At 59.6% G+C, this 12,487-nt stretch carries 10 protein-coding genes; 5 read left to right on the forward strand and 5 right to left on the reverse strand.

Annotated features, from left to right (window positions below):
• The 3 genes from RX328_RS31775 (at nt 1) to RX328_RS31785 (ending at nt 2,734) form a co-directional block, all read left to right on the forward strand.
• Nucleotides 1-1,185 carry a 6-phosphofructokinase gene (locus RX328_RS31775; protein WP_213251812.1) on the forward strand — a complete coding sequence of 395 codons (1,185 nt, stop codon included), beginning with the start codon at nt 1-3 and terminating at the stop codon, nt 1,183-1,185.
• A 195-nt stretch (nt 1,186-1,380) separates the two neighbouring features.
• Nucleotides 1,381-1,617, forward strand: coding sequence for a hypothetical protein (locus tag RX328_RS31780; RefSeq protein ID WP_249726412.1), 237 nt, complete (start codon nt 1,381-1,383; stop codon nt 1,615-1,617).
• A 559-nt stretch (nt 1,618-2,176) separates the two neighbouring features.
• Complete coding sequence (locus tag RX328_RS31785; RefSeq protein ID WP_249726411.1) at nt 2,177-2,734, forward strand: class I SAM-dependent methyltransferase; 558 nt, start codon at nt 2,177-2,179, stop codon at nt 2,732-2,734.
• A 94-nt stretch (nt 2,735-2,828) separates the two neighbouring features.
• Here the strand turns inward: RX328_RS31785 and RX328_RS31790 are convergent, their stop codons facing one another.
• A complete protein-coding gene (locus RX328_RS31790) occupies nt 2,829-4,043 on the reverse strand; it encodes a cytochrome P450 family protein (protein WP_213251810.1) in 1,215 nt (404 codons plus the stop codon).
• A 319-nt stretch (nt 4,044-4,362) separates the two neighbouring features.
• Between RX328_RS31790 and RX328_RS31795 the strand changes: the two genes are divergently transcribed.
• Both RX328_RS31795 and RX328_RS31800 read left to right on the forward strand, forming a co-directional pair.
• Nucleotides 4,363-5,358 carry an NAD(P)H-dependent flavin oxidoreductase gene (locus tag RX328_RS31795; protein WP_213251809.1) on the forward strand — a complete coding sequence of 332 codons (996 nt, stop codon included), beginning with the start codon at nt 4,363-4,365 and terminating at the stop codon, nt 5,356-5,358.
• Nucleotides 5,359-5,388: 30 nt separating this feature from the next.
• Entirely contained in the window at nt 5,389-6,357 is a 969-nt protein-coding gene (locus tag RX328_RS31800; RefSeq protein WP_213251808.1) for a zinc-binding dehydrogenase, read from the forward strand.
• Nucleotides 6,358-6,420: 63 nt separating this feature from the next.
• Here RX328_RS31800 and RX328_RS31805 read toward each other — a convergent pair whose 3' ends face one another.
• The 4 genes from RX328_RS31805 to RX328_RS31820 all read right to left on the reverse strand — a co-directional run bounded on the left by RX328_RS31805 (nt 6,421) and on the right by RX328_RS31820 (nt 12,455).
• Nucleotides 6,421-8,025: an ABC transporter substrate-binding protein gene (locus tag RX328_RS31805; protein ID WP_213251807.1), complete on the reverse strand. Its 1,605-nt coding sequence runs from the start codon at nt 8,023-8,025 to the stop codon at nt 6,421-6,423.
• A gap of 143 nt (nt 8,026-8,168) precedes the next feature.
• Nucleotides 8,169-10,073: an adenylate/guanylate cyclase domain-containing protein gene (locus tag RX328_RS31810; protein ID WP_213251806.1), complete on the reverse strand. Its 1,905-nt coding sequence runs from the start codon at nt 10,071-10,073 to the stop codon at nt 8,169-8,171.
• 243 nt (nt 10,074-10,316) lie between these two features.
• Nucleotides 10,317-11,315 carry an aldo/keto reductase gene (locus RX328_RS31815; protein ID WP_213251805.1) on the reverse strand — a complete coding sequence of 333 codons (999 nt, stop codon included), beginning with the start codon at nt 11,313-11,315 and terminating at the stop codon, nt 10,317-10,319.
• A gap of 282 nt (nt 11,316-11,597) precedes the next feature.
• On the reverse strand, nt 11,598-12,455 hold the full coding sequence (locus tag RX328_RS31820) for an amidohydrolase family protein (RefSeq protein WP_213251804.1): 858 nt from the start codon (nt 12,453-12,455) through the stop codon (nt 11,598-11,600).
• Nucleotides 12,456-12,487: the final 32 nt, after the last annotated feature.

Genomic DNA, 12,487 nt, shown 5'->3' on the forward strand with positions numbered 1-12,487 from the left:
ATGGCAAAAAGGCGCATCGGCATTCTCACGGGCGGCGGCGACGTTCCCGGCCTTAACGCCGTCATCAAGAGCGTGACCTACCGCGGCAGCGAGAACGACATCGAGGTCGTCGGCCTCCGCCGTGGTTGGGAGGCGCTCACGCACGTGAACCTCGACGACCCGGCCAGCAGGTCCCACTACATCATCCCGCTGAACCGTGACAACACGCGCACCATAGACCGGAGCGGCGGCACCGTGCTGCACTCAAGCCGCACCAATCCGTCCAAGATGAAGAAGCTGCCGGATCATCTCGTCGGCAACGACTTTCCGGTCTCGCTCAGCACAAGGGGCGGCATCGCAACCAGGACGTGGGACGTCACCGGCCAGGTGCTGGCTAATCTCTCGGGGCTCGGCATCGAGCACCTGATCGCCATCGGCGGCGACGACACCCTCAGTTACGCAGCCAAGCTCAATGACCTCGGCGTCAAGATCATCGCCATTCCGAAGACCATGGACAACGACGTCCGCAACACCGAGTACTGCATCGGCTTCTCGACCGCGATCACCCGTGCCAGCGACGCCATCCAGCGGCAGCGCACCACTGTCGGTTCGCACGAGCGAATCGGCATCTTCCGCGTCTTTGGCCGCGATGCCGGATTTACCGCGCTCTACACCGCATACGCCACCTCGATACGGTGCGTCATACCGGAGTACAAGTTCGATCTCGACAAGCTGATCCAGTTGCTCGTCGAGGAGAAGCGCGCCAACCCGAGCAACTACGCCCTCGTCGTGCTCAGCGAGGGCGCCGCGTGGGAAGGCTACGAGGTGCAGGAATACGGCGAGCCCGATGCCTACGGCCATCGCAAGAAGGCGAGCGTGGCGGAATCGTTCGCCGATGAGATCAAGCGGCGAGCCGGCGAGGAGACGATCACATCTGACCTCACCTACGATCTGCGATCTGGCAATCCGGACTTCATGGACAAGCTCGTGGCCCTGACTTTCGGTAACATGGCCTACGATGCCATCCTGGAAGGCAAGACCGGCCTCATGTCAGCGCTGGTGGAGGGACGCTACGACCTCGTGCCCATCCCTGACGCCAAGCTCGGGCCGCGCAAATTGGACGTCGCCAGCACGTACAACACGGAGCGCTACCGCCCCATCTACGGCAATAAGCGAGGGCTGCCGATCTTTCTCAACCGCGCGTGAGTCGGGGGGCTGCCTCTTGCAGCCGACCCCCAAAGCCGGCTCAGGCGCGCAGCCGCCGAATGTGCCAAGGGGGCTCGGAAGCGGTGTGGAACCGGGAAGCGTCGCGATCGGGCGCTGGGGGCCTCCGTATTGAAACAAAAATTGATCGGATAACCCAAAAATGCGGGGATATCTCCTAAAAGGCGGCTTGATTTCTTGCTTCTTTTTCCCGGCTGGACGGCATTTCTTGATGGGGAAGAAGAGATGACTGATCAACAATTGGCTCTTCAGGCAATTAACGAAGCCCAACTCATACTGGAAGAATACCTTCGGCCCCGGCCGCAGAACAATGAAGATATCCTCGACAAGCTGGTGGAAGTTCTCGAACGCCCCGATCTGGTAGTTGCTGTGAGCCGCTTGCAGCAACAGAGCAATCTCTCCGTGCGCAAATGAGGAAACTGCCATCAATCGTCTTGGCCGCGTGGATTGCCGCGCTCTTACCAGTCGGGACGTCAGTTGCGCAGGCCAAACAACAATGCAGCGCCGCAGCGCCATCAAATCCGCACGGGCGTTGGTGGTCCTATCGCCTTATCGACGGAAGAAAGTGCTGGTACGAAGGCAAGCCCATGCTTTCGAAATCGTTGTTGGAATGGCCCAAGGGGGCATTCGCGCAACCCGTTTCCAACAGAGAAGAAGTTCAAAGCGTTGTCAGAGGGAAGCCTGGCGATCCATTAGACGCGCAAGCCCGGGCATTGAAAGACTCTGATACTTTCGAAGCGCGATGGCTCGAAAGGGTGAAAATGCAATAGGCGTCGCCCAAAGGAAAGTCTCGAAGCGCCAGCATCGCTCCTGTGCGGTACAGACCATCAGTTTTGGGAGATCGCGAAGAACTCTTGTTTTCTAACCAGGCGCAATACGGAAACCTGCAATGCGAACGGCCGCAGATTTCAATCTCTACTACACGACTCCTGACCCCTGGCACATTTCCCACGCGCGATTCAGGGACAGGGTCTTGCGCCGACGCCTGAAGCCATTCATCCGGAACAAATCCGTTCTTGAACTCGGTTGTGGCGAAGGCCACCTGACCAGCGCAATTTTCAGCAAAGCACGATCGGTGGTGGGTATCGACATAAGCGATGTAGCCATTGCCCGCGCTAAATCGCTGAACCTGCCAAATGCCAGATTCGAAAGCGCTGATTTCTTACAAGCATCATTCGAAGGTTACGACGTGATCGCGGCCCTCGAATGCGTCTACTATCTGTCCTTTGAAGAGCGGGGAGCATTTTTTGAGAAAGTTGCCAAAGAACACCCTGGCAAGATACTTTTGCTTTCGGGTCCAATTGTGGACTACAGAAGACACTTCAGTCATAAGCGATTGATGTACGAGTTTACGACTTTGGGGTTCACTCCCCTCAAATTTTATAACCTGTCGGTTTATTGGTATCCGCCCTCATCCAGAATTATCGCTGGCCTGATCAAGCTGCCCCTTGGACACACCTTGCTTGATTGGATACCGGAGTCGATGATCTACCAAAGGCTGTACGCACTTCGAGCACCCAAACGCAGCTGATTCCTATATCGCCAGTTCGAATTTTGCCCGCTGTTGAGCAACCGTGCCGGTTCTTAGCGGTGAAAGCCCGGCGGGTCTTCCGATGCAACAACGACTACGCGATGACCGGCAACGACTTGAGGCCACGAACGACCGGCGCGGCCCGCCATTGCAATTCGTGAGCGGGACAGGCGAGACTCAACTTGGGCAGGCGCCTCAGCAGGCAACCGAACGCAATCTCGGCCTCCATCTTAGCCAGATGCGAGCCGGCGCAAAAGTGAACGCCATCTCCAAACGCAAGGTGCGGATTGGGCTTGCGGGCTACGTCCAGCCGATCGGGCTCCGCGAATTTCTGCGCATCCCGGTTGGCGGAGACAATGACGGGGAAAATGACATCGCCGCGCCTGATCGTAGTGCCGTGCAGGTCGATGTCCTGGGCCGCATATCGCTCCGTTGCGGTCTCAACGGGTGCCGTGAAGCGCAACAACTCCTCGACCGCAGGCCCAAGCAGCGAAAAATCTCCGAGCAGGCGCTCTTTCTCGCGCGGATTCTCCATCAGCGCCAGCATTCCCGAACCAATGAGATTCACGGTCGTCTCGTGGCCGGCGATGATCAGGAGTACCAGCATGGCGATGAGCTCGTTCTCGCTCAGCCGGTCGCCCCCCTCTTCCACGGCAATCAGCGCGGAGATGAGATCATCCTTCGGGGTGCGCCGGCGCGTGGCAACGAGACGTCGCAAATATCGCATTAATGCAAAGATCGAGGGCAGCGAGAGCGCCATGCGAAATTCCGACCGCGCTCCGAGAAAAACATTGGTCCACTTCCGAAAGCGCGGCCGGGCCTCTTCGGGCAAGCCCAGCAGCTCTGAGATCACGGTCAACGGAAGCGGAAGGGCGAAATCCTCGATAAGGTCGGGCTTCGACTTTGCGCGCATCCGGTCGACGAGATCCTCAGCCAGGACTTCGGTGCGATTTCGTAACTGCTCGATGCGTGCACGACTAAACGCCTTGTTGATGAGGGCCCGCAGCCTTCGATGTGCGGGATCGTCCAGGTCCAACATGTTCTCCGAAAGTATCCGGAGGCTCGCTGGTGTCCACCACGGCATGGACTTGGGCGAGCGCAAGCCGGCATTGCTCGCGTTTTTGACGAACCTGTCGCTGTCCTGGAGACACAGGACCACGTCATCGTAGCGCGTAATCAGCCACGCCCGCTTTAGGACCGGTACGCCAACCTCGAAGACCGGCGCTTCGCTGCGAAGAAATGCATAGAACGGAAACGGGTCACGCTTGTGTTCGGCTGAGTAGATGTCGACGTTGCGAGGATCATTCATGGACAGCACCTTGAATGAAAACCAAAGCAGCAATGTGTTGCGTCACAATCTCCGTTCAGCCCAACGACGGTACGGGTCAAAAGCGTCGATCTTGGCGTGTCCGCAGCACGTCCGGTAAGCAGGTGATCCCCGGAAATGCCTGATACCTACGGAATAATCCGCACTGCGGAACAAGCCACCAACTTTTGCATGATGGCTTTGCCCTGAGCATCGCCCGCCGCGGTAGACTTTTGCAGGGGGTGACGGCATCCTGCCCATCGAATCTCACAACATGACGTGCGGCCTTCGTGGCCATACCGGGGAAACACAGAGGGCAGACATGATCAAGACGCGATTCACCGAGCTCGTTGGCGTCGAGCACCCGATCGTGCAGGGCGGCATGCAATGGGTCGGCCGCGCCGAGCTGGTCGCCGCCGTCGCCAATGCCGGTGCGCTCGGGCTGATCACCGCGCTGACGCAGCCGACGCCGGAAGACCTGACAAAGGAAATCGCGCGCTGCCGCGGCATGACCGACAAGCCGTTCGGCGTCAACCTCACCATCCTCCCCGCGATCAAGCCGCCGCCTTACGCCGAATACCGCCAGGCCATCATCGAAGCCGGCATCAAGATCGTCGAGACCGCCGGCAATAAGCCGCAGGAACACGTCACCGAATTCAAGAAGCACGGCATTAAGATCATCCACAAATGCACCAGCGTCCGCCATGCACTGTCGGCAGAGCGGATGGGCGTCGATGCCATCTCGATCGACGGTTTTGAATGCGCGGGCCATCCCGGCGAGGACGACACGCCCGGCCTGATCCTGATCCCGGCCGCCGCCGACAAGGTCAAGATTCCGCTGATCGCCTCCGGCGGTTTCGGCGACGGCCGCGGCCTGGTTGCGGCGCTGGCGCTCGGCGCCGAAGGCATCAACATGGGCACGCGCTTCATGTGCACCAAGGAAAGCCCGATCCATCAGCTCGTGAAGGAGCGCATCGTCGCCAATGACGAGCGCGAGACCGAATTGATCTTCCGCACCATGCGCAACACTTCGCGCGTCGTGAAGAACGCGATCTCGACCAAGGTGGTGCAGATGGAGAAGGAAGGCGCGAAATTCGAGGACGTCCGCGAACTCGTCGCCGGCGCCCGCGGCAAGATGGTCTACGCGTCAGGCGACGCCGACGAGGGCATCTGGTCCGCCGGCCAGGTCCAGGGCCTGATCCATGACATTCCGACCTGCGCCGAACTGGTCTCGCGCATCATGCGCAAGGCGGAAGCAATCATCCGCAGCCGGTTCGAAGGCATGTTGTCGGGCGCGCAACGTCAGGCGGCAGAATAACGCGGTCTCCGCCAACAACGAGAAGAGCCCATGAAAGCCTATGTCTACGGCCCCAACGGCGCCGAAATCACCGAGGTCGCAAAGCCCTCGCCGAAGGGCACGCAGGTGCTGGTCAAGGTCCATGCCTGCGGCCTCAACCGCGCCGATCTCGGCATGACCAAGGGCCATGTGCATGGCGCGGCCGGCGGCGTCGGCACCGTACTCGGGATGGAATGGGCGGGCGAAGTCGCCGAGCTCGGGCCTGATGCCAAGGGCGTCAAGGTCGGCGACAAGATCATGGGCTCGGGCGGCGCCGCGTTTGCCGAATACACGCTAGCCGACCACGGCCGGCTGTTCCGCGCGCCCTCGAACATGAATTTCGAGGAAGCCGCCACCCTCCCCGTGGCGATCACCACCATGCACAATGCTGTCGTGACCAACGGCGCGCTGCAGCCGGGCCAGAGCGTCTTGATCCAGGGCGCCAGCTCCGGCGTCGGGCTGATGGCGATGCAGATCGCCAAACTGAAGGGCGCCAAACTCGTGATCGGCTCCTCGACGGACGCGATGCGCCGCGGCCGCCTGAAGGAGTTCGGCGCCGATCTCGCAATCGATTCCAGCGATCCCGGCTGGGTCGATCAGGTGCTGAAAGCAACTGATGGCGAAGGCGTCGACCTGATCGTCGACCAGGTCTCCGGCAAGGTCGCTAACCAGAATCTCGCCGCCACCAAGGTCAAGGGCCGCATCGTCAATGTCGGCCGGCTCGGCGGCACCCACGCCGATTTCAATTTCGACCTCCACGCCGCCCGCCGCATCCACTATATCGGCGTCACCTTCCGCACCCGCAGCATCGAGGAAATCCGCGAGATCTTTGACGAGGTCCGCAAGGACATCTGGGGCGCCGTGGAATCGCGAAAACTGCAACTGCCGATCGACAAGGTCTACCCCTTCGCAGAGATCGGCAAAGCATTCGAGCACATGGAAGCCAACAGGCACCTCGGCAAGATCGTGGTGGTGCTGTAGATGCGTCTCCCGGACGCGGTGCAGCGTTCCCCGGCGATGCGAAGCATCGTCAAGATTCGTGCCTCACTCAGACTTATCGATGTTCCAGAAGATCGGCGTAGCAGGTCCGTCGAGCACGCCTGAAAGCGATTTCCGCCACCCGCTGACCCCGCGCCATTGCCCGAGTGGAACATAGATCACTTGGTCATAGACGACCGTCTGGATATCTGAGGCGATCTTCTTCTGCTCGGCCGGCGTGGATGCACGCACGAAATGGTCTTTCAGCACTTCGAGCTGGCTCGATTCCGGCCAGCCGAACCAACCGCCTTTCCTGCCTCTACCGTTGACCAATATGTTGACGACGGGGTCCACCACATCGGCAATGATGAAGTTGGTGAAAAACATGTTCCAACCGCCCTCTTTCGGCGGCTTCTGGTTAGCGCGACGCGAAACCACCGTTTGCCAATCGGTCGCCTGCAGGTCTACGTTGAAACCAGCCCTACGCAGGAGCTGCGCCGCGACGATCGGCTGCGCTTTGAATACCAAGACATCACCAGGCGCCATGATCACGACGGGCGTGCCGTCGTAACCGGATTCGGCGAGCAGCTTCTTCGCTTCTGCGATACCGTTGCCTTTCACCAGCGATTCCGAGCCAATGTCGGTGGCCAACGGCGTATCGCAACCGAAAATCGCGCCGCATAGTTGGTAGTATTCTGAATTTCCAACGAGCGCGTCCAGCACATCTTTCTGGTTCAGCGCAAGCAGCGCCGCGCGACGCACCTTGACGTTATCGAAGGGCGGATAAAGGAAATTCATGCGTCCGACGATCTGGAAACCATGCTTATCCAGGGTTTCAAGCTTCAAGTCCTTGTTGGGGGCCAACATCGTCACGAGATCGAAGGGGATACTTTCCACGAAATCTATGTCGCCGGATTGCAGCGCGTTCACGGCGGTCTGTGCATCTGGCATCCGAATCCATTCAACGCGATCGACCTTCACCACTTTGCCGCCCGACGTCCAGCTCGGCGGCTCCTTGCGCGGCACGTAATCCGTGTTCCTCTCATAAACGGCCTTTACGCCGGGCTGGAATTCAGACTCAACGAACTTGAAGGGACCGGAGCCGACCTGCTCCTTTATTTGCTGGCCCGGCGGCGTTTCGGCCAGGCGCTTGGGCATCATGAACGGAACAATCGATGAAGGCTTTCCAATCGATTCCAGCACTAACCCGTAGGGCTCTTTCAGCCTCAGCGTGATAGTTCTGTCGTCAGTGGCCTCGATGCTGTTGGTGAAGTCCATGAGCGTCTGGCCCATAGTCTCGTTCTTGCTCCAGCGCTTTAGCGACGCGACGCAATCCTCCGCCGTGACTGGGATACCGTCATGCCACTTCAATCCGTCGCGAAGCGTAAAGGTGTAGATGAGCTTGTCGTCGGAGACTTTCCAATTCGCCATCTGCGGCTGGATCTTGAAGTTGGAGTCGGTGGCAAGCAAAGTGTCATAGATCATGTAGCCGTGATTGCGCGTGATATACGCGCCGGTGAAACCCGGATCGAGGATACGCAAATCGGAGTGCATCACCGCAGTAAGGGTCTTCGCATGCATCGGCGAAGACATTAGTTGCGCAGCCGCGAAAAATCCCGACAAGGTGATAACGGACACTACAGTGCAGAGTTGCCGACGCGACTGAAGCATTGGATGTCTCGTGATATGAGCTGGTCAAAATCCTCACAATCAGACTGCCGCCTATCGGCAATCACGTCCGGCAGGACGGCGCTCGCAGCGCGTCGAGCGGAATGAGATTCACGGGCTGACTTTCTCGATCAACTCCGGCTTGATTACTTCATTCCGGCCTGCTGCAACCCCTTGTAGAGTTCATTCAAGGTATTTTGAAACGCCGGGTTCTGGTTTGGAATTTCCTGTTGATAGATGTACTGTATACGCGCCAGAGTGTAACCTGGCAGCGCCTTGTTAAAATCATCCAAAGCAGCGACTGCTTCATCGTGCTTTCCGGCAAGCTCATACGCGGCTATTAAATGCGCGCGGCTGAACCACACCGTGCCTCTCTCTTCAACCGATCTTCGAAGCCAGATAATTGCGTTGTCGTAGTTTCCCATTGCGAAATTCGCGCGCCCCAGGACCCAGGAAAATACGCTCCTGGCAGGATCACGAGGACTGAGTCTTATCGCCTTCAACACCAGCGGGGGCGCTTCTTGAGGACGTCCCGTCAGGACGAGTTGATTGGCCTTCTGAGCATATCCGAGGGCAAGATTGGGATTGAGAGAGAGCGCTCGCTCAAAAGCCTCCAGGGCCCCTTGATGATCTCCCTTTGCGCGACGAATAAAGCCATCGTCCATGTGGTTCAGCGCAATAGTCGGATCAAGACTGAACGCCTGCTGCAGCGCTTGCTCCGCCTGCTTCAGCAGGTCGTTGCGTGCAAGGTCGTCGTTTTTAGCAGCCTCGTTCCAGCGATTCAAATAGTCACGCATCAAGACGTCAGCCAGTTGGCTCCAGGCGATGGCTGATTCTGGGCTGAGCTGCAGCGCTTCCTGCAGATATTTGCGTGCAATAAGGTTGTGCTGCGGCGTAACCGAGTCAATGAGAATAGCCATGGCGCGTAACCTCATGTCAATCGCTGTCGAATCTTTCGATCGATCGCGTCGACGGCTCTCAGCCTTGACCAGTTGAAGACCGAGTGACGAGGCGATTCGACCCGTTACGGCTTCCTGCAACTCGAAGAGGTCTGTAACATCACTATCAAACTGATCCGCCCAAATAGCTCTGGCGGAACGCGCATCTACCAGATGCGTGTTAGCTTGCACCCTGGTACCGACTTTCAGGATGCTGCCTTCGAGGAGGTATCGAACATCGCAGTCTTGTCCGATCTGTCTGGGATCGACGGCTTTCCCTTTGTAAGTGAAAGCTGTCGCACGCGCAATGACCACAGTATCAGCCAAGCGCGAAAGGTGGGTGGTTAGATCATCGGTGACGGCGTCCGCGAAATAGCCCTCCTGCGGATCATTGCTCATGCTGCGAAACGGCAAGACCATAATGGAAGCTTGAGCAGACTGCGCGTTTTGGTCACGCCAGAGCGGCAGCGTAGCAACAACCGCCGCCATGGCCAATATAGCGGCCAATACGGTGACGATCGGACGACGTATTGCAGGAAGCGCGATGGATCGGCGCGCAGCAAGACGCAGTCGCCGCAAGAGAGAATCTTTTTGCTGCTGAGCCAATTTGACCCGAAAGACTTGAATCGGAGGGTCAATGTTCTTGAGCCGGTGACGTCCCCTGTCCTCAAATGCGAGGTCCGGATGACCTAGGAGGTGATCCCGAACAGTATTAGTAACAAATAGTTCGCCTGGCTCAGCGAGAGTCTCCAGGCGTGCTGCGATATTGATGCTGTTTCCATAGATGTCGCGCTCGTCAAAAATGATGTCACCGGCATTTACGCCGATACGCATCTGAAAGCGACGCTCCGGGGCAACACCGGCATTGCGCTTGTCCAATTCCTGCTGAATTTCGATACCGCAACGTACGGCATCCAGCGCGCTGTCGAATTCGACAAGCAATCCATCGCCGCTGGATCGGATAAGACGACCGCTGTGTTCGGAAATTTTGGGTTGGATCGAGGCGCCGAAATATTCGGCCAGCATTACGTGTGTGGCTTCCTCGTCGGTCGACATGAGCCGACTGTAGCCAACGACATCCGCTAGTAGGACGGCTGTCATCCTGCGTTTCACAGGGCACCTCCTTCCCGCGGCATCTGGGCCAAATATTTTTACAAGAGCAGGCGGCTGTTGTCACGTGCCGCGATCCGGCGTGGGTCCACAATACCTCGGGTAGCGCCATTGGAGCGCCCCTCAAGGTTCCAAGGCACCCCATGCAGGCCATCGCGATGATTTAGTCGTCTGCCACCTGACACTTCGTACGGGAAGTAGAACGGTGAGCGAAGCGACATCCGGGAAAGTGCCGCAACTCGGCAATCATCGCGCCTCGCCAGCAAAAGCCTGCCGCAACACCGACAACAGCTCGAGCGCTGCGTGCGGCAGCGGGCCTTTCTCGACCGCCGCGAGTGCATCCTCAAACTGTTGCGGCGTCGCCATGCCGACCAGGATCGTGCCCATCGCCGGATGCGAGATCGCAAACCGCGTGGCGGCCTCGGTCAGGCTGGCGGCAAACCCCTCCTCGACCAGCGGCATCAGGCGGCGCGCGCGAGCGACATCGGCATCGTAGCTCATGGCAGAGCCGATCGGCTCCGGTGCGGCACCCGCAATCGGATGACGCTCGGCCGAGCCCGACAGCGCGCCGCCCGCCAGCACGCGGATGCCGACGACGCCGACGCCGGCGGCCTGCGTGTGGTCGAACAGCCGCCCATAATCCTGCGCCGGATAGCGCGGCGGCAATTCGCCGGCCGCAGATGGATTGAGCATGTTGTAGACGACCTGCGCGCTGTCGAACACGCGCGCATCGATCACCTGATGCAGCGCCGCCGTGTCGCCGAGCGCCGTGATCCCGAGGAAACGAATCTTGCCCTGCTCACGCAGGCGCTCGAACGCGGGCACCACCTCATCGAGCACCTGCCGCGCGCTCAGCGCCGGCCCGCCGCCTTGCTCGGTAATCGGATTGTGCAGATGAAAGATGTCCACCCGCTCAAGCCGCAGCCGCGCCAGACTGCCTTCCAGCGACAGCCGCACCGCCTCATCAATCCGGCCACGATCGTCAGGCGGCAACCGCACCTTGGTCCCGACGACCACGCCAGCCGGTTTCAGCTTCTCCAGGACGCGGCCAAGATTCTTTTCCGACTCGCCATCGCCATACTGCACCGCCGTGTCGAAGTAATTGACGCCCGCGGCAATCGCCCGCGCGATGGCGCGCTCCTGATCGGCAGCATCGCCCCGCACCATGAGACCGCCGACGGCGCCACAGCCGAAGCCGAGTAACGAGAGCTGCATGCCCGTGCGGCCAAAGGTTCGAAATTCCATCGCCGTTCCCTCCCGAGTGGATCGAGATTATCCGATGTCGAATGGCAGTTGCTCAATGTTGATGCTTGTCGATATTAGATCGTAGCCGAATTATTTCTACTACGTCACAGTCGGTCTCCCTCATCCTGACGAGCCCGCTGAGCGGGCGTCTCGAAGGATGTAGGCCACAGACGGGGCCTCATGGTTAGAGACGCGCGGAGCCTGTCATCGGGCCGCGCTACGCGCGGACCCGTTGGCGCTCCTCACCATGAGGGGCTTATGGCGCAGCAGAACCAATCCGCCCTACGCCCTACCCTTCTTCGGCGACCAGCCATAGGCCTTGATGCAGGCGCCGCCCATCAGCATGGCCCGCTCGGTTTCGCTCAGGCGGCTGGTCCTGAGGAACGGCTCGATGGCCTGCTCGTAATTGACGACCGCGAACGCCCGCGTCCAGTCCGTGCCCCAGAGGCAGCGCTCAAAACCCCAGGCATCGAACACGCGGGCGAGCGGGTCCCAGATATCAGGGAATGGATACGGCTCGCGCGACAGCGTGCAGGCGCCGCTGACCTTGATCACGGCGTTCGCTCGCTTGGCGAGATCCAGCACCTTCGGAAGGTCGGCCCAAGGCTCGAAAGGCTCGGGCGGCGCCGGCGGCACGCGTGGCTGCAGGATGCCGAGATGGTCGATGATGAACCGCGTGTCGGGATGGCGATCGATCAGCGCCCTCCCTGCGTCCAGATTGTCCCAGCAGTGCAGGTTGACCGGAAAATCATGGCGCACGGCCGCGCGCGCAATCCGGTCGAGGCCGGGATCATCAGGCGCACGCTTCGCCTCCTTCGTCAGCATGATGCGGATTCCAACCGCGCCCGGTGTCTTCTTCCACTCCGCGACGACGTCGGCCACATCAGGATCATCGGGATCGACCGGCTTGACGATAGCGAACCGGCCGGGATGAACCCGCTGCACTTCCACCGCATAGCTGGCATCGTAGCGGTACAGCGAAAAGGCCGAGATAAAGATCGCCCCGTCGACGCCAACCCTATCCATCGCCGCTACCATCTCGTCACCCGTGACGTGATCGGGCCAGTTCGGCACACTGTGCCAGGGCCGCTTCGGACTGTTCGCCTCGTAGGCATGAACCTGGGAATCGACAATGATCATGTGCGCCTCCACTTTTTTGCCAGCGATTTTGG

The sequence above is a fragment of the Bradyrhizobium sp. sBnM-33 genome (genome assembly GCF_032917945.1).
Lineage (GTDB): Bacteria > Pseudomonadota > Alphaproteobacteria > Rhizobiales > Xanthobacteraceae > Bradyrhizobium.

Coding starts and splice junctions, on each gene's coding strand:
- RX328_RS31775 (WP_213251812.1), top strand. CDS start 1: ATGGCAAAAAGGCGCATCGGCATTCTCACGGGCGGCGGCGACGTTCCC.
- RX328_RS31790 (WP_213251810.1), bottom strand. CDS start 4,043: ATGAATGATCCTCGCAACGTCGACATCTACTCAGCCGAACACAAGCGT.
- RX328_RS31795 (WP_213251809.1), top strand. CDS start 4,363: ATGATCAAGACGCGATTCACCGAGCTCGTTGGCGTCGAGCACCCGATC.
- RX328_RS31800 (WP_213251808.1), top strand. CDS start 5,389: ATGAAAGCCTATGTCTACGGCCCCAACGGCGCCGAAATCACCGAGGTC.
- RX328_RS31805 (WP_213251807.1), bottom strand. CDS start 8,025: ATGCTTCAGTCGCGTCGGCAACTCTGCACTGTAGTGTCCGTTATCACC.
- RX328_RS31815 (WP_213251805.1), bottom strand. CDS start 11,315: ATGGAATTTCGAACCTTTGGCCGCACGGGCATGCAGCTCTCGTTACTC.
- RX328_RS31820 (WP_213251804.1), bottom strand. CDS start 12,455: ATGATCATTGTCGATTCCCAGGTTCATGCCTACGAGGCGAACAGTCCG.